Below are 26,096 nucleotides of genomic sequence, written 5' to 3'. Positions count from 1 at the left end.
ACGAGAAGTGAGGTACCGAGCGATGTCAGGAGAGCGGTCCCGCGCGCCGGGGCCCCCGACGATCTCCGAGGTGGCCGCGGAGGCCGGAGTCGGCAGGGCGACCGCTGCCCGCACGCTCGGCGGATACGGATACGTCAGCCCCGAGTTGAGGGAGCGGGTGCTCGCCGCGGCCGAGAAGCTCGGCTACCGCGCGAACGCGTTGGCCCGCAGCATGTCCACAGGCGTGACCCACACCCTCGGGGTCATCGTCGCGGACATCGGCAACCCGTTCTTCGCGGGCGTCGTACGCGGTATCTGCGACACCTCCCGCGCCCGCGGATTCGACACGCTGGTCCTGAGTACGTACGAGCGACTCGACGAGGAGGTCGCGGCGGCCAACGTCCTGATCGACAAGCGCGTCGACGGCATGATCGTCGCGTCGGCCGCGGTGGACCGCTCCTCGGTCGGCCACATCCGCACGGCCCTCGACCGCGGAATCCCCGTGGTCCTCGTCGACCGTGCGGTCTCCTCGCTCGAACTGGACGCCGTCGTCATCGACAACCGGGACGCGGCGCGCGAGGCGGTCGAGAAGCTCATCGCGGCCGGTCACCGGCGCATCGGATTCGTCTGGGGGCCGCCGGTGGACGAGCCTCCCGCGACCCGGCGGGAACTGATCGCCGCAGCGTCCCGGAACCTGTGGACCGACGGGGAGCGCCTGTGCGGGTACCTGGACGCCCTCGACGACGCGGGCATCCCCTTCGACCCCGAGCTGGTGATGGTCGGACCGAAGGTGGAGGACCGGGCGGCTCAGGAGGTCGCCCGGATGCTCGGTCTCCCCGACCGCGTCACCGCACTCTTCTGCACCGAGACCGACGGCGTCACCGGTGCGCTGCGCGCCATTCGCGCACGGGAGTTGTCCTGCCCCCGCGATGTGTCCCTGATCGGGTTCGACGACAGTGCCTGGGCCGCGGTCATGGTGCCACCGTTGACCATGATCGAACAGCCGGTGCACCAACTCGGATCGAAGGCCGCCGAGGTACTGCTCGACGTCCTCGAAGGAGCCGAACCCCGCCGCGAGGTGCACACGCTGCGCACCCACCTCGTGGAACGCTCGTCGGTGGCCCCGCCGCCCGGCCGGTCCTGAGGGCTTGGCAGCCCTGTGTCCTCCTCGAGTCGGTTCCGCGGCCGTGGCATCCCACGGCCCGCCGCCGTCCCCCGACCGGTGATCCGGTTCGCCGTGGTCGATCCGCACCACCGGGAACGTCGCCGGCCGGCCGAAGCCGTCCCCGGCCGCGTCCCGGACCGAGTGCAGCCGCGAGGTGACGCCGGTGATCCGTGCGTCGTCGCAGCAGCAGAAACGTGCCCGTCTCCAGCCGGAGGTCTGGAAGCCGCTGTCGTCCGCGGCCGTCTGCTGCGGGCTCGCTGCGCCGCGTGAGGCGGATCAGGGCGGAGGGTGAAGTTCGAGCGGCCTGGTGGTGAGTATCAGGTGCCCCGGACGCGGCCGCTCGTCCCGTCGTGCGCAGTTTCCGCAACGCCCCTTGTCAGGCAAGCCGGTTGACACCAAGGTCGGGAAACCTGAGCAGCGTTCGTCTCCCTCCCCGCACACCGGAGCCGTATCCCCGTGAGAAGACTCATGAGCCGCATCGGCGGCACACTCGCCACCGCCGCGCTGGCCGTCACCGGACTCACCGCCAACCCGGCCCCCGCCCAGGCGACCACCACAGCAACCACGACCACCACGCCGGCCACAAGCACGGGCGGGACGTTCACCACTCTCACCTACAACATCGCGGGCCTCCCCCTCGGCCTCGGCGACAGCGACCCGGCCACGAACACACCGCTGATCGGACAGCGCCTCGGCCCCTACGACATCGTGAACGTCCAGGAGGACTTCAACTACCACGCGTCGCTCTACGCCCACGACACCCACCCGTACCGCACTGCGACCAGCGGCGGCGCCGCGATCGGCGACGGCCTCAACACCCTCTCCGACCACCGCTTCGAGGACTTCCAGCGGGTCCGGTGGAACAACTGCACCGGCACCAACTGCCTGACCCCCAAGGGCTTCTCACTGGCCCGGGTCCGGCTCGCCGAGGGCGTCTTCGTCGACCTCTACAACGTGCACACCAACGCCGACGCCACCGAGGACGCCCTCGCCGCCCGCCGCGCCAACATCCAGCAGCTCTCCGGTTTCATCAAGGCCAACTCCGCGGGCAACGCCGTGATCGTCATGGGCGACACCAACACCCGCTACACCCGCGCCGGTGACAACATCCGCACACTGGTCACCGAGAACGGCCTGACCGACGCCTGGGTGCGCCTGGTCAAGGGCGGCACACCCCCCGCCCAGGGCAGCGACCCGCTGCTCTGCGACGCCGCCGCCCCCGCCGACGACTGCGAGGTCGTCGACAAGGTCCTCTACCGTGGCAGCAGGCTCCTCACCCTGACCGCCACCCGCTACCACAACGAGTGGCGGTCCTTCCTCCGCTCCGACGGCAAGCACCTCTCCGACCACTTCCCCCACGTGGTCGACTTCACCTACACCCCGGCCCCGGCCCTGCGCGCCAGTGACTTCTTCGGCGGCCCGCACGGCACCGCCTTCAACGACGCCGACGACCTCCCGGCCACGCCCGCCCCGCGCACCCTCACCCTGCGCGGCGCCTCCCGGCTGGACGCCGTCTCCCTCACCCACGACGGGGGTACGACGCTCACCCACGGAGGCACGGGCGGCACCGCCGCCTCCCTCACCCTGGCCACCGGCGAGCACCTCACCTCCGTCAGGCTGACGCGGAGCCAGAAGGACGGCCGCACCCGGATCTTCTCGGCGGCGTTCACCACGGACCGGGGCCGCACCCTCTCCGCCGGTACGGCGACGACGGACGCCGTCACCTTCACCGCCCCGCCCGGCTGGCGGATCGTCGGCTTCACCGGCCGCTCGGGCAGCGAGATCGACAAACTGGGAGTGCTGTACGCCCCGATCCGCTGATTGCGGCAGCCGATGCGGAGCATCGGCTGCCGCCTGCTTCCCCGTTGCACAGCTTCCGGCCGGGTGGCGTAGCGGGGCCGGCGCAGTGGCCCCGTACACGGCCGGGTCGTGGCACTGGAACATCGCGATGAGGGCGGCCCCGAGGAGGGACGGCCAAGGAATCGCCACTCATGAAGGCGAAGCCGTCTGCAAGACGCCGAAGTCCGTTTCGATGCGGTCCCTGGCCTGCAACAGGGCATCGGTGATCGCCCCTTCGCGCCCCGCGAAGCGCTGCGTCGGGGTGGGCACGCTGATGGCCGCGGTGCCCCAGGCCGCGGTGCGGACGGCGACGCCGGCCGCGCAGATGCCCAGGGTGTGCTCCTCGCGGTCGAAGGCGACGCCCGTGCGGCGGATGCCGTCGAGCTCGCGGTGCAGCGCGGGGCGGGTGGTGAGGGTGTGCGGGGTTTCGGCGGTGAGCCGCTGCGGCAGGGCGTGCTCGAGCGCGGCCGCCGGCAGGGCGGCGAGCAGTGCCTTGCCGGGGGCGCAGCAGTGCAGGGGGAAGCCGGTGCCGACCGCGCTGACCGCGCGCAGCCGACGGTCGGCGATGACCTGGTCGACGAAGACCACCTGATGGTCGTCGAGGATCGACAGGTCGACCGTTTCCCCGAGCCGGCGGGACAGATCCTCGAGATGGGGACGCAGGTCGACGATCATCGATGACCGCACGGAAGCGGCCATGCGGGGAATCTCGGGACCCAGTCGGTACCGCCCGCGGGTGCCGGCCACGGTCACCAGCCCCTCTGCCTCCAGAGCACCGAGGATGCGGTGGACCGTGGACTTGGCGAGGCCGATCCGCTCGACCACCTCGGCCTGGGTGAGGCCGGACGGGGCTGCCTGGAGCAGGCGCAGCACCTCTGCCGCGCGTGCGATGACCTGGATGCCGCCCGCGCTGCCGCGCCCCGGCCTTGATTGCTCGTCGACCGACGTCATGGCGTGTGCTCCCTTCTCACGTCGTGTCCCGGACAGCCTGCCGCATGCGTGCGGTCCGGGTGGCACGGCGTCCGTGCAACTCCTTTCTTGCGGTCTCCAGATTCTTCCGGCGGCCCGGTCCCGGGTGTTCGGGTGTCTCCTCAGGTCGTGCGATCCGGCAGGCCGAGGAGCTGCTCGGTCTCCTCGACCCCGGCGAGGGGGACGTCCAGGTCGTGGACGAGGGCGATCGTCCGGTCGACGAGGGGCCGATTGCCGGGGGCGAGTTCGTCCTTGCGCAGGTGCAGAGTGTCCTCCAGACCCGCGCGGGCGTTGCCGCCGAGCGCCAGGCCCATCGCGGTGAGCGGCAGGTTGTGCCGGCCGATCGCGATGACCTGCCAGACCGCGCCCGGTGGCAGCCGGCGGACCATGGCGAGGAGGTTGTCCGCGGTGGCTGCCATGCCGCCGCGGACGCCGAGGACCAGGGAGAACTGCAGCGGTTCGGCGAGCAGGCCCTCCTTCCACAGTCGCAGGCACGCCTCCAGGTGCCCCGTGTCGTAGATCTCCAGCTCCGGTTTGACGCCGAGCTCGCGCATGCGGGCCGCAAGGCGGCGCACCTTGTCCGGCGGGTTGCGGAATTCGCCGTCGCCGAAGCTCATCGAGCAGGGGTTCAGGGTGGCCATGCGGGGCCGCAGCTCCACCAGCCGCTGCCGCTCCTCGAACGGCACGCTGAGCCCCACTCCGGTCGAGAGCTGGACGAGGATCGGGGAGCGTTCGGCGATCAGGCCCATGGTCCGGCGCGCGGTCTCCAGGTCGGCGGTGGGCCGCTGGTGCTCGTCGCGCAGGTGGATGTGGGCGACCGACGCGCCGGCCCGGTAGGCGTCGGTGACGGCTGCGGCGATTTCCTCCGGGGAGGTGGGCAGGTGGGGGTTGTCGGCCTTGGTGGCGATCGGCCCGGTGGGCGCGACGGTGATGACGACGCCCACGTCAGGTCTCCTGGTGTGGCAGGGCGACGGTGACGAGCAGGGTGGCGGGTCGCCCGGACCGGTTCTGCACCGAGCGGATCCGGCCCTTGGCCAGGTGTACGGAGTCGTAGGGCCGCAGCGTTTCCTCGTCGCCGTCGGCGGTGACCACGAGTTCGCCGTCGAGGACGACGTACACCGTCTCCTCCACCGTGGGCGCCGCGTCCGCCGCTCCACCGGGCAGGTAGTACGACAGCCCGGACCAGAAACGCAGGGTGGGCCCGGCTTCGTGGCCCTGCAGCCGCAGTGCGCCGACGCCGTGGTGCAGCGGCGGCTCGTAGGCAGGGGCGTCGTCGAGCCGGGTGACGCGCATCGGGCTCATTCGCGCTCTCCCTTCTCGATCCGGTAGGCGCCGGTGGGGTCGACGATGGCGACCAGGCGGACGATGCAGCCGTCGCCGCCGGTCCAGCGCCAGGGGAACGCGGCGAAGGTGACCCGCTTGCCGGTGACCTTGTCCAGGTCGCCGCCGACGTTCTCGAAGCCGATGATGCCCCGGGACAGGATGGCCCGGTGGCAGGGCTCCCACTCGGGGAAGTCGTCCAGGACCCTGCGTCCGGTCTCGGTCTCGTACTCCGCGCAGGCCCACGGCAGCAGACCGTCCGGGGCGCCGGGGCCGTGCGGGCCGATGGCGGTGGCCAGCGGATGGTCGAGTGCCTGGGTGTCGGTGCCGACCGCCTTGACGCCCTTGGCGGCGAACCACTCGCCGGCCTCCTTGTAGAAGCCGGGCGAGTAGGCGTAGTAGTCGCTGTTGTCGCCGTAGGTGTGGTGCCAGCCGGTATTGACGACGACGATGTCCCCGGGGCGGATCTCCGGGGTGGCCGCCTCCAGGTCGGCGGCGGTGACGACTTCCCACTTCTTCTTGGGGATGGACACGACCACGCCCGTGCCGAAGAAGGAGCTGAGCGGTATCTCGTCGAGGAGCGGGGTGTTCTCCACGACGTGACCGGGGGCGTCGATGTGGGTGCCCGAGTGCATGACCGTGGTGACCTTCTGGGTGAGCACGCGGGACTTCGACATGCTGTGCAGGCGCTCGATCTTCACGTCCTCGAAGTACGGCCAGCAGGGTGTTCCGTGCCCCCACGGGTGGGAGAGGTCGTAGAACTCCAGGCCCTGCTCGTTGGGCCCGAGGGGCCAGGTGAAGGGGGTCTGGGACATGGGGTTCCGCCTTTCGTGGATGGGGTGTCGGCCGGTCGTCGACGGTCAGCGGCCGACCGGTGACCGATGGCCGGTGAGCTGTCGTGCGATGTGCCGGGCCAGGCGTGCGCCCGCCCGTTCGCGGCTACCCTCGGGCCAGGTGAGGAAGCCGCGGGCGCTCTTGGCGCCCAGGTGGCCCGCCGCCACCAGTTGACGCAGCAGCGGAGAAGGACTGGGGGAGCGGTCGAGGTCGGGCAGGACGGCCTCGTGGATGGCCAGGGTGAGGTCGAGCCCGACGTAGTCGGCGTTCTCCAAGGGGCCCATGGCGGCCAGCCGCAGGCCGATGGTGTTGCGTACCACCGTCTCGACCGTCTCCGCGGTGCACACTCCGTCCGCGACCAGCGCCATCGCCTCCCGCCACAGAGCGTGCTGGAGACGGTTGCCGACGAATCCCGGTACGTCGCGTTCGACGCGCACCGGCATTTTGCCGAGGGACGTCAGAAGAGCGGCGGTGCGCTCCATCGTCTCCTCGCTGGTGTGCTTCCCGCGGACGACCTCGACCACGGGAATCAGACCGGGCGGGTTCCACCAGTGGGTGCCGACCACCCGCTCGGGACGGGCGGTGCGTTCGGCGATGCTGGTCACCGGCAGCACGGAGGTGTTGCTGGCGAGCAGCGCCTCGGGCAACAGGCGGTCGAGCCGGGCGAACAGATCCCGCTTGGCGTCCAGGTTCTCGGCGACGGCCTCGACGACGAGGCCGGCTCCCGTGACGGCTTCGGCCAGGTCGGTGCTGCCGTCGACGGCCCCGGCGACGTCCCGCAGGCTGTCCACCGAACCCTGCAGCGTGTCGGTGTCGACGTCGTGCAGACGTACCGGATGGCCCGCGCAAGCGAACACCTCGGCTATGCCCCGGCCCATCAGCCCCGCGCCGACGACGGCGACGGTCAGCATGCGGTGTACCCCCCGTCGAGGTACAGCACCTGTCCGGTCATGAACGAGGAGGCGTCGCTGAGCAGGTAGATCAACGCTCCGGCGAAGTCCTCCGGTTCGGCCAGCCGGCCCAGCGGGATGCGGGCGAGCATGGCCTCGCGGGTCGCGGTGGCCCTCTCGTCCTTCTCGTACATCCATGCGGTCAGCTCCGAGCGGAACACGGTCGGAGCCAGCACGTTCACCCGGACCCCGGCGCCGCCCCACTCGGCGGCGAGACTGCGGCCGAGCAGGTCGACCGCGGCCTTGGAGGGGCAGTACGCGGAGTATCCGGCGGGGTGACCCAGCCGGCCGCGGGTGGAGGAGACGAGCACCACGCTGCCTCCGCCGCCGTGGCCGAGCATGTGCCGCCCCACCGCCTGGCACATGAGCCAGGAGCCGCGGACGTTCGCCGACTGCACGGCGTCGAAGTCCTCGACCCTCATCTCGGTGATCGGCGCGACGTGGTTCATGCCGGAGGCGACGAGCAGTCCGTGCACGGCGCCGTACGTCTGCACGGCGGCGGAGAGGATCGCCTCGGCATCGTCCGGGGTGTCCGGCCTGCGCCCGACGGTCTCGACCGGTCCCGGGCCATCCAGTTCCGCGGCCAGCGCGTCGAGTCTGCCGGCGTTGCCGCCGGCGAGGGTGAGCCGAGCGCCCAGGGCGTTCAGGGCGCGTGCCGCCGCGCTGCCGAGGGCGCCGGTGGCGCCGGTGATGACGATCGAACGCCTTTCCATCGTGAAGCGGGCGAGAGGAGAAACAGCAGGAGCGAGTGCCACGAGAAACCCCTTGGTTCCGTGATGCGAATCAGCCGTGCCGTAATGCGGCTCAACGTAGGGGTGGTTCGGCTCGTGGTCAATGGGCCGTGCGCAATCTGGGTTCACGCGGCCCGGGACCCTCGCTGCCGGCCCTCGGGCCGGGCTCCGCGCCGGCCACCGTGCCGCGCAGAGCTGTGACAGGGCACTTTCGACGTCTCGACGTGGCCCCGACCTTCTTGCACACTGGCCGCGACGGCCGACCGGAGCACAGTCGGAGAACCAGTGAGGACGCCTTGGAAGACTCGCTCGTACCTGAGCCGCGGCAGGCCGATGAGGAGCCTTCACCGGCGGCGGACGAAGGAGGCGCCCCGATGGCCCGCCGCCGCGGCTCCGAGTCGGGCACCGGGCCTGTGCTGGGCCGCGCCCTGCAGATCCTCGGTGCGTTCAGCGCGAACTGTCCGGAGATGACGTTGAGCCAGCTGTCGCGGCGGTCCGGGCTGCCGGTGTCGACCGTGCACCGGATGCTCGGCGAGCTCATCGCCTGGGGAGCGCTGGAGCGCGGTGACAAAGGGTACTACCGCGTCGGCCTGCGGCTGTGGGAAGTCGCCTCCCTCGCGCCGCGCGGACATGGCCTGCGCGAGCGGGCCCTGCCGTACCTGGAGGACCTCTCCCGGATCACCCGCGAGAACGTTCAGCTCGCGGTGCGCGAGGGCACGGAGGTCGTCTTCGTCGAGCGCATCGCGGGATCCGGTGCGGTGCCGGTGCTGACGCGCGTGGGCGGGCGTTTCGCCCTCACGGCCACCGGAGTCGGGCTGGTACTGCTCGCTCACGCCCCCGCCGAGGTGCAGGAGCAGGCGCTCGCCGGCCCCCTCGAACGCTTCACACCGGGCACGGTCACCGATCCGCGCGAGCTGCGGCGGATGCTGGCCGGGGTACGGACCCATGGCTACGCGGTCAGCGACCGCCAGGTCACGATGGACGCCCTGTCGGTCGCTGCCCCGGTGCACGGCGCCGGCGGTGCGGTGATCGCCGCGATCTCACTGGTGGTACGCCACGGCAGCGCCTCCCCGCACGCGCTGGCCCGGCTCGTCTGTACCAGCGCCCGGGCGATCTCCCGCGCCGTGACCACGCCGCGGGTCTGAGCCGCTGCGCCCCGCGCCCGGGGCGCAGCGCCTGCCCATGCCATGTCCGCAGGGCAAACCCTGCGGACATGCCCTGACGCCCGTACGCCACGGCAGCACGGCAGGCATTTCGCGGCTGCTTCCCGGCATCCGGAAAGACCTCTGGTGGCCCGAGGGCGACGACCGCACGATGGTCCGCACCGTTGACGCCCGGGCCCGGCCCGCCGGGGCCGCACCCTCCCCCTACGCCCTGGCGGCGTGGGGACCCCAGCGGGCAGCGGGCGTCGACGACCACCACGCAGTCGACAACGGAGTGCTGCCATGGCTCTGCCACCCTCTTCCCGGCGTCCCGGATCCGTCCGGTGACCGGCCCCTCTCTGCGCACCGCCCTCGACGAGGGGCCGATGAGCCGCTTCCAGTGGGGCGTGATCGCGGTGTGCGTACTGCTCAACATGCTCGACGGCTTCGACGTACTGGTCATGGCCTTCACCGGAAAAGCCGTGTCGGCGGAGTGGGAACTCAGCTCCTCCGAACTCGGGCTGCTGCTCAGCGCGGGCCTCGTCGGCATGGCTCTGGGCGCCCTGTGCGTCGCCCCGTGGGCCGACCGGATCGGCCGCCGGCCGGTCATCCTCGGCTGCCTGACGGTGGCCGCCGTCGGGATGCTGCTCTCCTCGGTCAGCCAGTCACCCGTCCAGCTCGGAGCACTGCGCGTGCTCACCGGAGTCGGCATCGGAGGCGTCCTGGCAGGCAGCAACGTCATCGCCGGCGAGTACGCCTCCCGCCGCTGGCGCGGGCTCGCCGTCAGCCTCAACTCCACCGGCTACGCGGTCGGCGCCACCGTGGGCGGGCTGCTCGCGGTCGGCATGATCGGGCAGTTCGGCTGGCGCTCGGTCTTCCTGACCGGCGGTCTGGCCACCGCCGTCGCCGTCCCGCTGGCCTACTTCTGCCTGCCCGAGTCCGTGGACTTCCTGGCCTCCCGCAGACCGAAGGACGCCCTTGCGAGGACGAACGCCCTGGCCCGGCGCATGGGCCGGCCGCCGCTGGAGACCCTTCCCGAGCCCACCGCCCGACCGTCCGGAGTCGGGGCCGGATTCCGCGAGTTGCTCTCACCCGGGCTGCGCCGCCCCACGCTGCTGCTGTGGTCGGCCTTCTTCCTCGTCATGGCCGGCTTCTACTTCGTGACCAGCTGGACGCCGACCCTGCTGACCGAGGCCGGCCTGTCCGGCACCCAGGGCCTCACCGGCGGGACACTGCTCAACCTCGGCGGCATCTTCGGTGCGGCCGCGCTCGGGGCCCTCGCCGCCCGGTTCGCGCTCCGCTCCGTACTCATCACGTACTTGATCACCACCGCGGTGATGCTGTCGGCCTTCATCGCCTCGACGTCCTCGCTGGGGGCCGCCTTCGCCCTCGGCGCGGTGATCGGCCTGTTCGCCAACGGCTGCGTGGCCGGCCTGTACGCCCTCACCCCGGCCACGTACGCCACAGGGGTCCGGGCCACAGGACTCGGCAGCGCCCTCGCGGTCGGCCGCATCGGCGCGATCCTCGCCCCCACCGTGGCGGGCGCCATGCTCGACGCCGGCTGGACCCCGCAGAACCTCTACCTGGCCGTCAGCCTGATCTTCATCGCCACCGCGGCCCTCCTCCTGCTGCTGCGCCCCGCCCCGGCGGGGGACCCGCAGCCCGCCGCCGCGGCTCCGGCCACCGGTACCGCGCACTGAACCCCTCACTCCAAGGAACGATCATGACTGCTTTCGTACGCAATCAGTGGTACGTCGCCGCCTACGGCCGCGAGGTCGGGCGGGAGCTGCTCGGGCGCACCGTGCTGGGCGAACCGATCCTGCTGTACCGCACGGAGGACGGCCGGGCGGTGGCGATGTCCGAGCGCTGTGTGCACCGCCGCTTTCCCCTGTCGCAGGCGCCGAGCCGGCTGGACGGCGACCGGGTGGTGTGCGGCTACCACGGTTTCACCTATGGCACCGACGGCGGCTGCACCTTCGTGCCCGGCCAGCAGCGCATCCCGCGCACCGCGCGCCTGAAGACCTACCCGGTGGCCGAGCAGGACTCCTTCGTGTGGGTGTGGATCGGCGACCGCGAGCCCGGGGACACCCTGCCGCCTCGCGCTCCGTGGATGGACTCGCCCGACTACACCGTCGTGTCGGGCATGGAACCGATCGACGGCGACTACGGCCTGCTCGTCGACAACCTCATGGACCTCTCCCACGAGACGTACCTGCACGGCGGCTACATCGGCACTCCCGAGGTGGCCGAGACGCCCATCACCACCGAGGTCGACGACACAGCGGGCATCGTCCACGTCAGCCGCCGCATGGACGACGCGGAGTGCCCGCCGTTCTACGCGAAGTCGACGGGCATCGAGGGCCGGATCACCCGCTGGCAGGACATCGAGTACCACGCGCCCGGTCTCTACCTGCTCCACTCGCGCATCGCGCCCGTCGGCGCTCCCGGGCCGGACCCGGACGGCAGCGACCCGCACGCCTTCCACGTGGAGGTCGTCTACGGCATCACGCCCTCGACGGAGAAGACGGTGTACGACTTCTGGGCCGTGGCCCGCGACTTCGCGCTCGACGACCAGGGCGTCACCGAATTCCTGCGCGGCAACAACCACACGGTGGTCATGCAGGACGTCGTGGCCCTCAACGTGCTGCAGAAGGCCCTGGACACGGAGCAGGCCGGTTACCAGGAGCTGAGCATCAACATCGACACCGGCGGACTCGCTGCCCGCCGCATCCTCGCCCGCCTGGCGCAGGAGGGGGCCGCGACGCGGACCCGGGCGGAGGCGCGATGACTTCGCTCCACCCACCCCCCCTCTCCGGCGAGAACGTCAACCGCATCCACTGGATGCCCGGCACCGACCGGCTGCTGGCCGTCTGTCACTGCGGTGCGCGGCGGGAGTTCGAGGCCCCGGTGGAGCTGTGGGACTGGCTGCTCCGCCATCCCGAGGGCCACGACCCCGGACCTGTTCCGCAGGCCGCTCCCGCATCCACCCCCCGGCCTCGGCCCGCGAACCCGGCCTGAAGCCGCCCCCGGTCCGGAAAGAGAACCACCATGACCACCACGAGCCCACAACGCACCCGGGCCGAACTCGACCTGACCCTGATGCGCAAGGAGCCCCTCGCCGAGGGCGTCGTCCGGCTCAGTCTGGCCCACCCCTCCGGCGAGCGGCTGCCCGCATGGGGCCCCGGCGCCCACATCGACCTGGTGCTGGGCCCCGACCTGGTACGGCAGTACTCGCTGTGCGGCGACCCGCGGGACACCTCCCGCCTCCAAGTGGCCGTGCTGCGCGAGCCACAGAGCCGGGGCGGCTCCCTCTACGTGCACGACACGCTGGCCGAGGGCGACACGGTCCGGGTGCGCGGCCCCCGTAACCACTTCCCGCTGGTCGACTCCCCCCGCTACCTGTTCATCGCCGGCGGCATCGGCATCACCCCGCTCCTGCCGATGATCGCCGCCGCCGAGCGGCGGGGGGCCGACTGGCGGCTGGTGTACGGCGGACGCAGCCGCGCCACCATGGCCTACGCCGGGCAGCTCGCCGAGGACCACCCCCACCGGGTGGAGCTGTGCCCTCAGGACGAGACCGGCCTCCTCGACCTGGACGGGCTGCTCGGCAGTCCCGCCGCCCCCGGCACCCTCGTCTACTGCTGCGGCCCCGAACCTCTGCTCAACGCGGTGGAGCGACGATGTGCCTCCTGGCCGGAGGGCGCACTACATGTCGAGCGGTTCACGCCGAAGTCGCCCGAAGGCGCCACCACTTCGGCCTCCTTCGAGGTGGAACTCTCCCGGAGCGGCGCCACGGTGACCGTCCCACCGGACAAGACCGTCCTCCAGGCGGTCGAGGAGGCCGGCGTGCAGGTTCTGTCCTCATGTCAGGAGGGCACCTGCGGCACCTGCGAGACCACGGTCCTCGACGGAGCGGTGGACCACCGCGACTCCCTCCTCACCCCCGCTGAACAGGCACGCGACGACACGATGTTCATCTGCGTCTCGCGCGCCGCCGGCCCGCGCCTCGTACTGGACCTGTGACCCACCCGCCGCCGGCGGCCCACCGGGGCCCCGAGACCGGGCCCCCGAGACCGGGCTCCCGATCGAGGCGCGAGCCCGACTCGGGTACCGCGCCTGTTCACCTGCCCCCGCCGGAGGTTGCCCGGGGAAGCCCGCTGTCCGTCGCCGCCCCGGCCTGCGCCGCTGGACAAACGAGCACGTCGTCGGTGAGGCCGAGCCGGGTGCGCAGCGCGGCATGGCCCGCATCGGTCACGGCGACCATCCGGGTCGTGCTCCGGTGCACCAGCCAGGACGAGTCCAGCGCGTGCCGGAACAGCGCCGCGCCCACTGCGCCGGCCAGGTGCGGGCGCTGCTCCGTCCAGTCCAGGCACGTACGGACATGGGGTCGCCAGGAGGCGTCCGGGCGGTCGTCGGCGATACCGAGCTCGCGCAGCCAGTCCCGGCCCGCCGCGGTGAGGACCGGCCCGTAGTCCCAGGCCAGCAGCCCGAGATCGGTCATCGCGTCGGTGATCGCCACGGCCAGCGTGCCCGCGAGATGGTCGTAACAGACACGGGCGTGCGCCAGGGCGCGGCGGCGGTTGAAATCGGTCAGCGAGCGCACCGGGGCCGGTCGGGACGGGGCCCGGGCGGCCAGGTTCTCGATCATCTCGGCGGTGTCCGCGGTCGCCAGTCGCAGCAGCCGGTTCCGCCCCTGCCGCTCCTCGGTGAGGATGCCGCCCCGCACCAGCCGGTCGAGGTGCGCGCTGGCCGTGGACTGTGCGACACCCGCGGTGCGTGCCAGCTCAGACGCGGTCCAGGCACGGCCGTCAAGCAACGCCAGACAGAACGCCGCGCGGGTGCGGTCCGCCAGCAGCCCCGCGAACTCGGCGAGGTCGGGGCCGTCTGCATGGGTTCCGTCGAAGCCGGTCACCCGTACAGTCTCGCCCGGCGACGGTTCGGCCCCGGACGAAGGGTCCGGTCCCTAGGGTTCCAGTCCATGACGACAGCGACGCACGTGCCCTCGCACATCGCGATCACTCCGAGCATCCTCTATTTCGGTACCCCCGTGGCCCTGCTGACCACCGGCAACGAGGACGGCTCGGCCAACCTGGCCCCGGTCTCCTCCGCCTGGGCGCTCGGACAGACCGTGGTGCTCGGCCTCAGGGCCGACAGCCAGACCGCAGCCAACCTGGCCACCCGGCCGGAACTCGTGATCAACCTTCCGTCGCCCGGCCTCTGGGGCCGCCGTGGAGCGGCTCGCCCCGCTCACCGGGGCAGCCGCCGTGCCCCCCGCCAAGCGGGCACGAGGCTACCGCTACGAGCCCGACAAGTTCGCCGCGGCCGGGCTCACGCCCGTACCGTCCGAGACGGTACGGGCCCCGCGCGTCGCCGAGTGCCCGCTCCAGCTCGAGGCGCGGGTCCGGCGCAGCTCACCGGACGCGGAGGGCCACTTTCTGATCGTGGAGTGCGCGGTCGCACGCGTCCACGCCGACCGACGCATCGTCGTGCCCGGCACCCAGCACATCGACCCCGCGCTCTGGAGCCCGCTCATCTTCAATTTCCGCCACTACCAGGGCCTCGCCCCCGAACTCGGCCACTGCTTCACCTCGGAGACACCCACGCAGCGATGACGGAGGGTTGCGACACGGAGAGTCGGGTCTTCGGCGCCGGTCGATGATGTACGCCGGCGCGGAGTTGAGGAGGACACCCTCCGCCGTCGAGGCCCTGGACCCACCACGGGCCCGGGCCGGCCGAGTTCCGTGCGCCTCGGTGTCGCCACCGGCTTGGGCCGTCCGAGGCATCGGGCGCCGGGTGTCACATGCCTGTGGCCGGAAAGGGGAAACCGAGCGGCATGGTGGACACTCTGCTGACTGTTGCCGGTGCGCTCGCCCTCGTGGTGGCGGCGCTCTCCGCTCTCATCCAACGGCTACCGCTGAGTGGGCCGCTGCTGGCCCTGCTGACCGGAATCGTCTTCGGTCCGGCCGTGCTGGGGGTCATCGATCTGCCCACCGTGGTGGAGGGACACAAGGAGCTGCACGAGGTCTCCCGCATCCTGCTGGCGGTCTCGGTGATGGCCGTGGCCCTGCGCTACCCGATGAACGCCGTTCGGTCGCGGATCAGGCCGGTGGCCGTTCTTCTCGGTGTGGCGATGCTGGGGATGCTGGTGCTGACCACGGCGGTGTCGGCCGGCGCACTGGGTATCGGTTTCGGTGCGGCGGCGCTGCTGGGCGCCGCCCTGACACCCACCGACCCCGTCCTCGCCTCCAGCGTGATCACCGGCGATCCCGCCGAGAAGGGCATCGCCGCCCGGACCAGGCAGCTCCTCTCCCTCGAATCGGGCGCCAACGACGGACTGGGCCTGCCTCTGGTGCTCGCCGCCGTGGCCGTCGCCGGCACCCTCACTGGAACCGAGGCGCTGCTGGAGTCCCTGTGGCAGGTTCTGGGCGCGGTCGCCTTCGGGGCAGCGGCGGGATGGCTGGGCGGGAAGGCGCTGCGTGACGCCGAGGAACGCCGCACCATCGAGTCCGGGCCCCTGTTCATCTACACGCTCCTGCTGGCCCTGTTCGTGCTCGGCGCGTCGGGGCTGCTGCGTCTCGACGGCATCCTGGCGGTCTTCGTCTGCGGTCTGGCCTTCAACGCGACCAGTTCGGTGAGCGAACGCGCCACCGAGAACAAGATCGACGAGGCGGTCAACCGTCTCATGGTGCTGCCGCTGTTCACCGTGCTGGGAGCGATGATTCCCTGGCGCGAGTGGGGCGAGCTGGGATGGTGGCGGGCGCTGCTGCTGGTCCTGGGCGTGCTGCTGCTGCGCCGGCTGCCGGTCCTGCTCGCCCTCAAGCGGCCCCTGGCCCTGACCTGGCGGGATGCCGTCTTCCTGGGCTGGTTCGGCCCGATCGGCGTCTCGGCGCTGTTCTACCTGACCATGGAGGCCCACCGGCTCGGGGCGGACCCCGTGGTACTGGCCGCCGGAACGCTGGTCGTCGCCGCCAGCACCGTCGTACACGGCATCACCACGTCCCCCGGCCTGGCCCTCTATCGCAAGGCCGCCGACCGGGCATCCGACACGGCGCAATGAGCCCCGACGAGCCCGCGGCCGCCGGCAGAGCGCGCGATCAGTGTGAGCATGCTGCGGCCCACAGACCGGTGAATGATCCGCACCCGGAGTGGCACCCGGTTCCGGAAAGACGACGGCCCACCACGAAGGGAAGCTGTTCGCCATGACGACAGGCCCGATCCCGACGCTCAAGAAGATTTCCGAATCCGACCAGGCCGTCGCGGCGCCCGAACACGACGTCCGTGGCCGAAAGGTGGTCAACGGGGCCGGGGACGAACTCGGCAAGATCGGCGATCTCCTGATCGACGAGGAGGAGCGCAAGGTCCGCTTCCTGCTGGTGGAACACGGCGGGTTCCTCGGCATGGGGGAGAAGAAGACGTTCATCCCCGTCGACGCCGTCACCCACGTGGCCGACGAGTACGTCGAGATCGGTTCGTCCCAGGAGCAGGTCACCAAGGCTCCCGAGTACGACCCCGAACTCGCGGACGAGTCGGGCTACTACGACAGCGTGTACACCCACTACGGTTTCCCGCCGTTCTGGGGCCCCGGCTACGTCTACCCGCCGTACCCGTACTACCGCTGACCGGCGTACCACCGGCGGCGGGTGTGACTCTCACCTGCCGGGACCCGCGGGAGCGCGCCGCCCACGAGCGCGGCCGTCGGACACCGTGCCGTTCACCGGGACGGCTCAGGGACGGCTGCCGCGCTCAACGGCCGCCGTCCCGAACGCACCACCGCACACCCGAAATGACTGGGCGTCCGTGCGCAGCGCCCGCGTCGGCCCCGGGAGGACAGGCCTGAACGCGGTCGACGGGCCGACGGCAGGGCTGGTCCTACGGCCCCTTGCCGACGGGGTGCAGGGTCGCGTACGCGCTGCCAGTGCCGGCACGCGGGGACGGGCGACGCCACATGGACACTCCTTGAGGGACGAGTGGCGGCGCAGGGCCGGACGGTCATGGTGTGGTGCCGGGGCCGGCGGACACATCGCCGGGCCGGCGGTCGCGTCAAAGATGTTCCGCCTGACCTTTCGGGTGGGCCGGTGCCGGTGCCGGTGCCGGGATGCGGCCGCGGGGTTCAGGGCGACTGCCGGACACCGGCCGGGGCATGCGGTGGGGAAGCCGGTCGTTCGGTCCCGGGCTCCGCGGCACACGCAACGGGAGCCGTTCGCCGCCCACTTCGGACCCGAGACGTGGAGAGGCCATGGCGGTGCTGCGGCGCATCGACGACTTCCAGCGACGGCACACCTGGGCCGGGATGCCGCTGGCCGTGGTGTACAAGTTCATCGACGACCAGGGCATGTACCTGGCTGCCCTGCTGGCCTACTACGGCTTCCTCTCGCTCTTCCCGCTGCTGCTGCTCCTGGTCTCCACCCTCGCCGTGCTGCTGGACAACGACCCCGGACTTCGACAGCAGGTCCTCGACTCGGCTCTGCACAAGTTCCCCGTGCTGGGAGACCAGCTCAGGGAGAACATCCACACGTTCGAGACCAACGGAGTCGCCCTGGCCGCCGGAGTGCTCGGCAGCGTCTACGGCGGACTCGGCGTGGCCCAGGCCGCGCAGCACGCGCTGAACAAGATCTGGGCGGTGCCGAGGCACGCGCGCCCCAACCCCCTGCGCGCACGGGTGCGGGGTCTGGGTTTCATCGCCGTGCTGGCCGCCGGACTGGTCGCCACCACCACGCTGTCCACCGCCGCGTCGTCCGCGGCGTTCTTCGGTCTGCGCCTCGGGGTGGCATCGCGCGTGGCCTCGGCCCTCGCGGTGGTCCTGCTGAACTCGGTCCTGCTGGTGCTGGCCGTCCGGATCCTGAACCAGGCGGAGATCGACGTGCGGGGCCTGTGGCGCACCGCGGTCGGCGGCGCCTGCGCCTGGCAGGCGTTGCAGTGGGGCGGTGCCTACTACGTCAGGCACTTCCTGAACGGCGCCAGCGCCACGTACGGGATGTTCGGCATCGTGCTGGGACTGCTCGCCTGGCTCTATCTGGGCGCACTCGTCTTCGTCTTCACGGTGGAGACGGGCGCGGTCCGCGCCCACCGGCTGTGGCCGCGCAGCCTGCTGACGCCGTTCACCGACCAGGTCAGCCTCACCCGGGCCGACCGCCGCGCGTACCGGTCGTACGCCGAGACACAGATGTTCAAGGGCTTCCAGAAGATCACCGTCGAGTTCCGGAACGTACCGTCCGCACGGGCCGGCACGGCCGAGATGCCCGCCAGGGACGCCTCGCGGCACGATGCCGGGGGATGAGGACGAGGACGGCGGTGCGGCCTGGCCCCCTCCCGGCCCGGCGGGGACACCGTGGTCCCGACCCGGACGCCGGTCGGCGCCCAGTCCGTCGGCGGCATGCGGAGACGCGCCGTGGCCGACCGAGCCGACGGCGAGAGCGCGGACGGGCAGGCAGCTCAGCGGAGGCCCGGCGCCCGGCCAGGGCCTGCTCGACCGACCGGGCCGGTCCGGTGAGCCGGACGTACTCGGTGGCGTTGAAGCCGGCCCTTCTCACTCTCGGGATGAGTCTCCGCAGCGGGCGGCGATATCGGCGGCGCGGTTGCGCAGGGAACTGCGCAACGACCGCGGGGCCAGTGCCTCCGCGTCCCTGCCGAGCTGCCACAGTGCCCATTCGGCGTGTCGTGAATCCTGAAAGGTCACCTCCAGCCGCAGCCGGCCGTCCGTGTCGGGTTCTTCCCCGCGGACGGCCAGCGCGGTGTCCAGAAGGTCCTCCCGCCGTGCCGGGTTCACCCGCACCAGCACGGTGATGTGGTCGCCGCCGGAGAGGAACCGGTCGGAGCGTTCCCTCCAGATACGGTCCAGATCGACCCGGTTCGACCGCTGTGCCGTTTCGGGCAGTTCCTCGGCGGCCAGCACCCGCGACAGCCGGTAGGTGCGGTCCGCGCCGGCTCTCGTGGCCGGCAAGTAGCCCCGGTCGCGTACGGTGACCAGGCCGATCGGGTCCACCGTGCGCCACTGTGGTGCCTGCCCCGTGGCCGTGTAGTGGATGCGCAGCTTGTGCCCGGTGACCGGGCGGGGTGGCCGCGACCTGGCGGCGGAGCAGCGTGACCGCCTCGTCCCGGACGGCCGACGACCACAGGGTGCGAGGGCTCGCCAGGCGCGCGCCCGCAGCCAATCCCAGAGCCTGCGGCAGGGTGGGAGAGTCCGCCGGCAGCGCCGCGATCACCAGGTCGGCCAGCGTGCGCGCCTCGCGGGCGTCGTCGAGCCGTTGCGTGTGTATGAAGCGGTGCATCAGGGCGGCGGCGAGATTATGGCGCCGACGGGGCAACAGCGGGTCGCTCTCCGAGGTGAGAGCGAGTGCCTCCCCGAACACCCTCACGGCCTCGTCGAGTTGGGAGACCGGATCGGGGGCACGCGTGAGGTTCGTCATCAGGGCGATCCCCGTCGCGCCCAGCAGCATTGCGTGGTGGGCGGGGCCCAGTCCTGGTAGCGCCGCCGCCCGGCGCAGGCACTCCTGGGATTCCCGCAGGTCCTCGCCGCTATGGGTCAGCAGGTGGCGCAGACTCAACGTCATGCCCAAGTTGACCAGACGTACTCCGAGCATCTCGTGCCCTGCGGCGGTGAGTGCCACCGCCTCGCGCTGCGCTCGCACCGCCCGGTGCAGCTCCTCGGGGCCTCCCGTGCGCTCGTAGCTGCTCTTCAGTACCTGGCCGAGATCGCTGAGCGCCACCGGCCGCATCGGGTGGCCCGATGGCAGGAGTGCGGCGGCCTGCCGCAGGAGCCGCAGAGCCTCCGCCAGATCCGCCACGTTCCCTACCGGATCACGCTCGTACCGGGCATAGCGCCGATCAGGGTGAAGCGGGCGCGCTGCGCGTTGCCCAGGGCCCGGCGTATCGCGGCGCTCAGCCCGGGTTCCCGGGACGCTCGGAGCGCCTCGGTCAGCACGTGGACCGCCTCGTGCAGGTCGTCCACCCGGCCGGTGCGCTGGGCGCGCAGTACGAGCGCGAGGCCCAGGCTGAGTCCTGCGGCCGCCGGTCCCTTCGGATCGCCGGGAGCGGCCCTGCGGAACAGCTCCACCACCTCGTCGCACTCCTCGGGGGTGCTGCCCTCTCGCTCCAGGAGCGTCATCAGCGCGGTCCCCAGGGTGCTGAGACAGTGGGGCAGATGCGGGCTGTGCGGCGGCAGTTGCGCCACTACGTCCCGCGCGATGCCGAGCGCCTCGTGCAGGTCTTCCGGGTCGTACGTCCGCCGGTGGCGCTCCAGGAGCTGGACGTCCAGACCGCTGAGGACCACGAGCCGGTCGGGGGAGTCGGACGGGATGCCTTTGAGGACACGGTGGGCGAACCGGACCCGCTCGGGACCCAGGTCCCCGAACGGCCAGGTCGTCCCGGCGAGGGCCACCGCCTGGGACAGTCCTTCACGCCGAGCCTCGTACATGGGGTCGTCCTCCGGCGTCGCGAGGACGGAGAGGCTGCCGTACCCGACCGCGGTGGCGAGCTGTACCTCGCGCGAGGTCGTCATGGCACCGTACCGCGCAGCCAACTCGTGGAGCCGGCGGACGCCTTCGGGAGCGCCGGGCGGCGGATCGTGCTGCCGCCCCTCCGCGGCGATCACCACGCCGTGACCGACCCACCCCGCAACCCCTACGACCGCCGCCCCACCCCGGCACCGGCCTCCGCGCTGCGGCGGCCGGGCATCGCGACGGTCGCGGGGGTCTTCGCGATGCTGCTCGGTGGGACAATGGCCTGCTACGCGGCGTACACCGGGATCAAGACCTTCGAGTCCGGCTTCGGCCCGATGATCTGCCTGGTGCTCCTGCTCTTCGGTCTTTCCATAGTGCGGAACGCGATTCTGCTCCTGAAAGCCGACTGGGCCGGGGCTGAGCGTCTGACCATGCAGCTCCGCACCATCGCCGGTCTGTCCGGTGTGGCGATAGGCGCCATGGTCGCCCAGGCCGACTTCGGCACCGCATCGGCGAAAGCCCAACTCGTCGGGTTCATCACCGCCTTGATCCTCTCGGTGACCGCGGTCACGCTGTGCTCGCGGCGGGGCACGAAGGATTACGTCGTCGGGCGACGTCCCTCCGCGTCCCGCATGCCTCCCCGCATCGGCTGACAGCCGAGGAACCGGGCCGCGCCTCCTGCCGAGGTGCGGCCCGGCCCTTCTGCGTACGCCTCGGAGCAGGTGGTTCCGGCCCGGCCTCCGCCGTCCGACGCCCGCGGGTCGTCCACGGCCACGTACGACTCCCCGGCGGTCAGGCCGCCACGAGTTCCTCGGCGACGAACTTTTCCACGAACTCCCGTGCACGGCGGTCGAAAGCCGCGTACTGCGCCTCTCGCTCGGCACCCGTGACCGCGTCGCCGACCAGGAGATTGCCTTCGGCGTCGACGCGCTGCGGTCGCTCCTCCGCGTCGGTGAGCAGGCCGACGGTGGAACGGGAGAAGCCGCAGTAATAGGCGATGCCCTCGCTCAGATTGGTCTCGAGGACGGTCTGCATCCCCTCCACGACCGGATCGTCGGCAGTGGCGCCGGCCAGGGCCAGCCACAGGATGCGCTTGCCGGCGAGGCGGGGCTTGCTGCGGCCGTAGGCGAACCCGTAGTTCCACACGCGGTCGATCCAGCCCTTGAGGATGGCGGGCACGCTCTGCCAGTACACCGGGAAGACGGCGACGACGGCATCGGCGTCGAGGAGGCGCTGCATGTGGGCGTGCGCTTCGTCCGAGTACCTCTTCTCCCTGTCCCCCCAGTCCGGCTGGTCCGCCACGTTCATCCGAGGGTCGAAGCCCTCGGCGTGCAGGTCGAGCAGGTCGACGCGGTAGCCGGCGGCTTCGAGCCGGGCGGCGGCACGGCGGGCCGTGTGCGCGGTGAGGGAATCGGTGCGGTGGTGTGCGACGACGACGAGGGCTGTCCTGGCATGGCTGCCGTGCTGCGTCACGGTGTCTCCCGGCTGGTCTCGGTCGGTCCTGAACGAGTCCAGTACAGCCTCGACGACGTAGATGATCCATGGGAGAAACGCTCCGAAGCATAGGAGATCGTCTACGGTGCGTGCATGGATCCTTTGAGTTCGCTGCTGAGCGGCATCCGGGCCGAGGGGTCGGTCGTCAGCCACGCCGTACTGACGGTGCCCTGGACCATCCGCTTCGCCGACGCCGCGCCGCTCATCATGATCAGCGTGCTGCGGGGCGGGGGCACCCTGCTGCTGCCCGATGGAACGGACCGGGCGATCGGTGCGGGCGACACGGCCATCGTGCGCGGACCCGAACCGTTCCACCTCGCGGACCATCCCGCCACCGTGCACAGCTCCCACGCCGCGTACGAGATCGCCTGTTTCACCGCGAACGCCGAGTGCACCGCCGAAGAACTCGGCGGTATCCACTGGGGCACCGACGCGGAGGAGGCGACCGCGCTGATCGTGGGCGCCTACCGCGCCTCGGGCCACCGCCACGAGAGGCTCCTGCGTGCCCTGCCGCCCGTCCTGGTGGTCGAGGAGGACGCCGAGGTCTGTGCCTGGCTGGAGACGGCCGCAGCCGACGCCGCCCATCACTCGGCCGGTTCGCAGGCGCTGATGGACCGGCTCCTCGACTGGGCCCTGGTGTGCACGTTGCGCAGCTGGTTCGACAAGGCGGGCGCCGACGCGCCCAGCTGGTACCGCGGCCTCGCCGACCCGGTCCTCGCACCCGCCCTGCAGTCCTTCCACGACCGGCCCGCCGAAGCCTGGACGGTGGCCTCCCTGGCCGCCCGGGCCGGCGTCTCCCGGGCGCTGTTCGCCAAGCGCTTCACCCGGCTGATGGGCTGCCCGCCCCTCGCCTACCTCACCGAATGCCGCATGGACGAGGCCGAGGCGCTGCTGACCGACACCGACCTCGGCATCGCCCAGATCGCCAGGTCCGTCGGGTACGCCGACGCTTTCGGCTTCAGCGCCGCGTTCAAACGCCACAAGGGCCTGAGCCCCAGCACGTTCCGCGCCGCGGCGGCCGCGGCAGGCGCGGGTTCTCCCGGGCCGAGGTAGCCGGCAACGGGCATGAACGCACCCATGGCAATGAGGCCGTCGCCCCAGTCGTACCTGATGCGGCGGCTGACCGGAATCGCCGTAAGGAGCCGCACCCAGAGGCTCGGAATGCCTGATTGAGCGTCGCGGGGGAGCAGGCAGGGGAGGGGGTGCGGGGAGTGAGAACACCGCGGGCGGCCTACGGCGACTGGTGGCTACGTCGGTACCGGCGGCGGGCCGGCGAACGCGAGGCCCGGCAGTATACCTCCGGCTCCACCGGCCGCCCCAAGGGCGTGCTCGTCCCGCGTGCCAACGTCGTGCGGCTCTTCGCCGCCGCGGCCGAGCACTTCGAGTCCCGCGCCGACGATCACGTGGATGACGTACGCGATGTCGGACGGGTTCACCGGCCCGTGCCGGCCGGAGAGCGCGTCGAACTCCTCGCCATGCTCGACGCACCCCAGCCGCACGGCACCGCCCACGACCCGGAGGCGGCCGAACGCCAGGTGGCAGCGCTGCTGTCCCGGGTGACCGGTCTCCCCGTCGACCCCGGCGCGGGGCCCCTGGCGTCGGCACCGTCCTCGACCGCATCGACGCCCGGGTCACGGCCGACCCGGCGAATTCCCCCGTCACCCGCGCCGAGGCCACCGCCATCGCCACCGTCATGCGCAACAACCTGCGCATCGCACCGCAGTTCGCCCCCGGCGTCTTCCACGGCGACGTCTCTTCTTCAGAGCGGCCCGGGAGGAGCTCACGGACTTCCCGGCCGACCTGGCGGTGCCGCCCGGAAAGGCCGACAGCCGGCGGCCCTACGTCGACGGAACCCCGAGCCATGCCTGTCGCGGACCTTCGATTCCGACGAGGTCGGCCTCGCTCACCAGCTCATCCACGACAACCGTCACCCGGCGGGGCAACATGGCGGCACGGGTGGGCGACCGGGGGTGATTCGCGCACGGCCGGAGGGGTACCTGCGGCGGGGTACGACGCACGCGCACTCCCGGAGGTACCCACCATGGGCAAGCTGGGCGACATGATGAACAAGGCCAAGCAGATGGCCAAGGGCCACCCCGATCAGGCCGACAAGGGCGTCTCGGGCGCCGAGCGCATGGTCGACGAGCGGACGGGCAACAAGTACGACGCCAAGACCGACAAGGCCGCCGACACGGTGCGGCGCTCCTACCGGGACGGCGGTACGTCGGAACGCTGACCCGGCACGGCCTCCCCGTCCCCGGTCGCCCCGGGGACGGGGAGTTCTGCCCGGACACCCCGGGGCCGGGGGTTCTGCCCGGGCGTTCTGTTCAGCCGCGGGCGCCGGCCCGGCTGAGGACGTAGCTGAACACCCCCGCCCCCACGCGCGCCACCCGCACCCGCACGGCATGGGCGGGATCCGTGCGCGGGCAGACCAGCAGGCCGCCCCGGTGGGGCGCGCGCAGGTCCCGCAGACTCCCCGCCGGTCCGGTCCGGCGCACATCCTCCGGCAGAGCGAGGGCCTTCCAAGCGGCCTCCTCGGCGGAGAACAACTCGGTCACCGACCAGGCAGCGCCCACAGCGAACGGTGTCTCCTCGCCGTCGGGCATCGCGCCCGCACCGAGCGGTGTCACCTCGCCGTCGAGCAGCGCCGCCTCGTCCGCGCACAGGACCAGGCGGGCCGCGGCGCGCGGGAGGGGCCGCAGCTCCAGATCGCAGCCGAGCGGCAGGCCCCGGCCGGGGGCGCGGGCCACGGCGACGGCGATCCCGGCACTGTGCGAGATCGACGCGGCCCGGCCCGGAGGGAACACCGGAAGCCGCCCCGAACGGGGAATCGCCGCAGTCCAGCCCCACCGCGTACACGGCCCGCCGGGCGGCCCGCCGGCCGGCCAGGAACTCCAGCCGCCGCCGCGCCGGCATCGACGCGGCGGCGGCCGCCTCGGCGGGCCCGGCCGGCTCCGGACGCGGCTCGCAGCCGGCCGCGACGCCCAGCCCGAGCCCGGCCGCGGCCACGAGCGGGCGCAGTGCCGCCACGTCACCGCCCGCCGTCCCCACGGGCCCGGGCCGGCCATGACGCGTCCGTCGCGGCCGGCCCGGTCTCCGGAGGGCGCCCGGTCATCGCAGTCCGTCCGCGCACGCGCTCACACCCGCAGCAGCCTCTTGATGATCTTCCCGGCGGGGTTGCGCGGCACCTGCGCGATGTACTCCACCCGCTGCGGGCGCTTGTACGGCGCGAGCAGCCCCGCGACATGCGCGAGGAGCACGGCCGTACCCGGCTCCGGGACGACGTACGCCAGCGTCGCCTCGCCGTAGTCCTCGTCGGGCATGCCGACGACCGCCGCGTCCCCGACCGCCGGGTGGGTCATCAGGGCGCGCTCGATCTCCGACGGGTAGACGTTCTGGCCCACCCGGGTGAGCACGTCCTTGGTGCGGTCCACCAGGCTGATGCGCCCCTCGTCGTCCAGGAAGCCGAGGTCGCCCGTCCTGATCCAGCCGTCGAGGGTGATCTCGCGGGTGGCCTCCGGGTCGTTCCAGTAGCCCCCGCATGACGCCCGGCCCGCGCACCACGATCTCGCCGATCTCGCCGGGCGGCAGCTCCCGGCCGCCCCGGTCCACCGCGCGGGCGGACATGCCCGGCACGACGTGTCCGCGCGGGATGCGGGCGGTGACGTCCGCGGGGGAGGGGTGCTCGTCGGGGCCGAGCGTGACGAACGGGCCGCCGACCTCCGTCATGCCGTACACCTGCCGGAAGCCGCAGCCGAGCCGTTCGACCGCGTCCGCGTAGACGTCGAGCGGCATGGGGGCGGCCCCGTACAGGATCTCCCGCAGGGAGGACAGGCCGCCACGGCGGGACGCCCGGGCCTGGAGCATGAAGCGCAGCATCTGCGGCACCCGCCACATGTGCGTCGCGCGGTGCCGCTCCACCGCCGACAGCGCCCGCTGCGGGGTGAAGCCGGGCATCAGCACGACCGTGGCACCGGCCGCCAGGTAGGTCAGGGACACGACCATGCTGCCGTGATACAGGGGGCAGCAGTTGACCATGACGATGTCGTCGGTGGGGCGCGCCAAGACCAGCCAGCCGAGGGCGATGGCCCGGAACGACGCGCTGTGGACGGTGACGCCCTTGGCCTGCCCGGTGGTCGCCGACGTGTGCAACACGGCGACCGGGTCGGTGTCGGCGACGTCCGGCAGGTCCTGCTCGGCCGCCAGGGCGCCCAGTGCCGCGAAGGCGGGCTTGT

The 26,096-nt window shown here is 72.1% G+C and carries 25 protein-coding genes and 3 pseudogenes; 14 read left to right on the top strand and 14 right to left on the bottom strand.

What is annotated here, in order from left to right:
- The first annotated feature begins 22 nt into the window (after positions 1-22).
- Positions 23-1,123, top strand: coding sequence for a LacI family DNA-binding transcriptional regulator (locus tag ACLGIH_RS01545; protein ID WP_416523375.1), 1,101 nt, complete (start codon positions 23-25; stop codon positions 1,121-1,123).
- 489 nt (positions 1,124-1,612) lie between these two features.
- Positions 1,613-2,965, top strand: a complete 1,353-nt coding sequence (locus tag ACLGIH_RS01540; protein WP_416523374.1) for a jacalin-like lectin — start codon at positions 1,613-1,615, stop codon at positions 2,963-2,965.
- Between the two features lie 168 nt (positions 2,966-3,133).
- Here the strand turns inward: ACLGIH_RS01540 and ACLGIH_RS01535 are convergent, their stop codons facing one another.
- From ACLGIH_RS01535 to ACLGIH_RS01510, 6 genes are all read right to left on the bottom strand, one after another.
- Entirely contained in the window at positions 3,134-3,934 is an 801-nt protein-coding gene (locus ACLGIH_RS01535) for an IclR family transcriptional regulator (RefSeq protein WP_416523373.1), read from the bottom strand.
- 140 nt (positions 3,935-4,074) lie between these two features.
- Entirely contained in the window at positions 4,075-4,896 is an 822-nt protein-coding gene (locus ACLGIH_RS01530; protein WP_416523372.1) for a beta-keto acid cleavage family enzyme, read from the bottom strand.
- Position 4,897: 1 nt separating this feature from the next.
- Complete coding sequence (locus ACLGIH_RS01525; protein WP_416523371.1) at positions 4,898-5,254, bottom strand: beta-D-galactosidase; 357 nt, start codon at positions 5,252-5,254, stop codon at positions 4,898-4,900.
- Positions 5,251-6,087 (bottom strand): cyclase family protein, encoded by an 837-nt coding sequence (locus ACLGIH_RS01520; RefSeq protein ID WP_416523370.1) that lies wholly within the window; start codon positions 6,085-6,087, stop codon positions 5,251-5,253. Before ACLGIH_RS01520 ends, ACLGIH_RS01525 begins: the two co-directional genes overlap by 4 nt.
- Positions 6,088-6,132: 45 nt before the next feature.
- The gene (locus ACLGIH_RS01515) at positions 6,133-7,017 is read right to left on the bottom strand and encodes a 3-hydroxyacyl-CoA dehydrogenase family protein (RefSeq protein WP_416523369.1); all 885 of its coding nucleotides are present in this window, start codon (positions 7,015-7,017) and stop codon (positions 6,133-6,135) included.
- Positions 7,011-7,769, bottom strand: coding sequence for an SDR family NAD(P)-dependent oxidoreductase (locus ACLGIH_RS01510; RefSeq protein ID WP_416523368.1), 759 nt, complete (start codon positions 7,767-7,769; stop codon positions 7,011-7,013). Before ACLGIH_RS01510 ends, ACLGIH_RS01515 begins: the two co-directional genes overlap by 7 nt.
- Positions 7,770-8,161: 392 nt before the next feature.
- Here ACLGIH_RS01510 and ACLGIH_RS01505 point away from each other — a divergent pair, with 392 nt between their 5' ends.
- The 5 genes from ACLGIH_RS01505 to ACLGIH_RS01485 all read left to right on the top strand — a co-directional run bounded on the left by ACLGIH_RS01505 (position 8,162) and on the right by ACLGIH_RS01485 (position 12,952).
- On the top strand, positions 8,162-8,932 hold the full coding sequence (locus ACLGIH_RS01505; RefSeq protein WP_416523367.1) for an IclR family transcriptional regulator: 771 nt from the start codon (positions 8,162-8,164) through the stop codon (positions 8,930-8,932).
- 341 nt (positions 8,933-9,273) lie between these two features.
- Positions 9,274-10,629 (top strand): MFS transporter, encoded by a 1,356-nt coding sequence (locus tag ACLGIH_RS01500; protein WP_416523366.1) that lies wholly within the window; start codon positions 9,274-9,276, stop codon positions 10,627-10,629.
- 23 nt (positions 10,630-10,652) lie between these two features.
- On the top strand, positions 10,653-11,717 hold the full coding sequence (locus ACLGIH_RS01495; protein WP_416523365.1) for a Rieske 2Fe-2S domain-containing protein: 1,065 nt from the start codon (positions 10,653-10,655) through the stop codon (positions 11,715-11,717).
- Positions 11,714-11,947: a DEAD/DEAH box helicase family protein gene (locus ACLGIH_RS01490; RefSeq protein ID WP_416523364.1), complete on the top strand. Its 234-nt coding sequence runs from the start codon at positions 11,714-11,716 to the stop codon at positions 11,945-11,947. The genes ACLGIH_RS01495 and ACLGIH_RS01490 overlap by 4 nt, the downstream gene beginning before the upstream one ends.
- 30 nt (positions 11,948-11,977) lie before the next feature.
- Entirely contained in the window at positions 11,978-12,952 is a 975-nt protein-coding gene (locus ACLGIH_RS01485; RefSeq protein WP_416523363.1) for a PDR/VanB family oxidoreductase, read from the top strand.
- Positions 12,953-13,049: 97 nt separating this feature from the next.
- Here the strand turns inward: ACLGIH_RS01485 and ACLGIH_RS01480 are convergent, their stop codons facing one another.
- A complete protein-coding gene (locus tag ACLGIH_RS01480) occupies positions 13,050-13,841 on the bottom strand; it encodes an ArsR/SmtB family transcription factor (RefSeq protein WP_416523362.1) in 792 nt (263 codons plus the stop codon).
- Between the two features lie 66 nt (positions 13,842-13,907).
- Between ACLGIH_RS01480 and ACLGIH_RS01475 the strand changes: the two are divergent.
- The 4 genes and pseudogenes from ACLGIH_RS01475 (at position 13,908) to ACLGIH_RS01460 (ending at position 18,206) form a co-directional block, all read left to right on the top strand.
- Positions 13,908-14,541: pseudogene (locus ACLGIH_RS01475) on the top strand (flavin reductase family protein).
- A 221-nt stretch (positions 14,542-14,762) separates the two neighbouring features.
- Complete coding sequence (locus ACLGIH_RS01470; RefSeq protein ID WP_416523361.1) at positions 14,763-15,986, top strand: cation:proton antiporter domain-containing protein; 1,224 nt, start codon at positions 14,763-14,765, stop codon at positions 15,984-15,986.
- 142 nt (positions 15,987-16,128) lie between these two features.
- Entirely contained in the window at positions 16,129-16,548 is a 420-nt protein-coding gene (locus tag ACLGIH_RS01465; protein ID WP_416523360.1) for a PRC-barrel domain-containing protein, read from the top strand.
- Between the two features lie 617 nt (positions 16,549-17,165).
- Positions 17,166-18,206 (top strand): YihY/virulence factor BrkB family protein, encoded by a 1,041-nt coding sequence (locus ACLGIH_RS01460; protein WP_416523359.1) that lies wholly within the window; start codon positions 17,166-17,168, stop codon positions 18,204-18,206.
- 249 nt (positions 18,207-18,455) lie between these two features.
- Here the strand turns inward: ACLGIH_RS01460 and ACLGIH_RS01455 are convergent.
- Positions 18,456-18,974: pseudogene (locus ACLGIH_RS01455) on the bottom strand (helix-turn-helix transcriptional regulator); the annotation flags it as partial.
- A gap of 744 nt (positions 18,975-19,718) precedes the next feature.
- On the bottom strand, positions 19,719-20,426 hold the full coding sequence (locus tag ACLGIH_RS01450; RefSeq protein WP_416523358.1) for a hypothetical protein: 708 nt from the start codon (positions 20,424-20,426) through the stop codon (positions 19,719-19,721).
- Positions 20,427-20,525: 99 nt separating this feature from the next.
- Here ACLGIH_RS01450 and ACLGIH_RS01445 point away from each other — a divergent pair, with 99 nt between their 5' ends.
- Positions 20,526-21,020 (top strand): hypothetical protein, encoded by a 495-nt coding sequence (locus ACLGIH_RS01445; protein WP_416523357.1) that lies wholly within the window; start codon positions 20,526-20,528, stop codon positions 21,018-21,020.
- A gap of 139 nt (positions 21,021-21,159) precedes the next feature.
- Here the strand turns inward: ACLGIH_RS01445 and ACLGIH_RS01440 are convergent, their stop codons facing one another.
- A complete protein-coding gene (locus tag ACLGIH_RS01440; RefSeq protein ID WP_416523356.1) occupies positions 21,160-21,840 on the bottom strand; it encodes an NAD(P)H oxidoreductase in 681 nt (226 codons plus the stop codon).
- 114 nt (positions 21,841-21,954) lie between these two features.
- Between ACLGIH_RS01440 and ACLGIH_RS01435 the strand changes: the two genes are divergently transcribed.
- Positions 21,955-22,914: an AraC family transcriptional regulator gene (locus ACLGIH_RS01435; protein ID WP_416523355.1), complete on the top strand. Its 960-nt coding sequence runs from the start codon at positions 21,955-21,957 to the stop codon at positions 22,912-22,914.
- Positions 22,915-23,108: 194 nt separating this feature from the next.
- Here the strand turns inward: ACLGIH_RS01435 and ACLGIH_RS01430 are convergent, their stop codons facing one another.
- Positions 23,109-23,372, bottom strand: a complete 264-nt coding sequence (locus ACLGIH_RS01430; protein ID WP_416523354.1) for a hypothetical protein — start codon at positions 23,370-23,372, stop codon at positions 23,109-23,111.
- 530 nt (positions 23,373-23,902) lie between these two features.
- On the opposite strand from ACLGIH_RS01430, the gene ACLGIH_RS01425 reads away from it, so the two are divergent.
- Entirely contained in the window at positions 23,903-24,097 is a 195-nt protein-coding gene (locus tag ACLGIH_RS01425) for an antitoxin (RefSeq protein ID WP_416523353.1), read from the top strand.
- 91 nt (positions 24,098-24,188) lie between these two features.
- On the opposite strand, the gene ACLGIH_RS01420 is transcribed toward ACLGIH_RS01425, so the two are convergent.
- From ACLGIH_RS01420 to ACLGIH_RS01410, 3 genes and pseudogenes are all read right to left on the bottom strand, one after another.
- On the bottom strand, positions 24,189-24,668 hold the full coding sequence (locus ACLGIH_RS01420; RefSeq protein ID WP_416523352.1) for a hypothetical protein: 480 nt from the start codon (positions 24,666-24,668) through the stop codon (positions 24,189-24,191).
- Between the two features lie 330 nt (positions 24,669-24,998).
- On the bottom strand, positions 24,999-25,295 hold the full coding sequence (locus ACLGIH_RS01415; RefSeq protein ID WP_416523351.1) for an AMP-binding enzyme: 297 nt from the start codon (positions 25,293-25,295) through the stop codon (positions 24,999-25,001).
- 157 nt (positions 25,296-25,452) lie between these two features.
- Positions 25,453-26,016 (bottom strand): annotated as a pseudogene (locus ACLGIH_RS01410) (AMP-binding protein); the annotation flags it as partial.
- Positions 26,017-26,096: the final 80 nt, after the last annotated feature.

This window comes from Streptomyces hamibioticus, assembly GCF_047946815.1.
In the GTDB taxonomy this organism is placed as follows: Bacteria; Actinomycetota; Actinomycetes; order Streptomycetales; family Streptomycetaceae; genus Streptomyces.
This window is presented reverse-complemented; position numbering and strand designations above follow the sequence as displayed.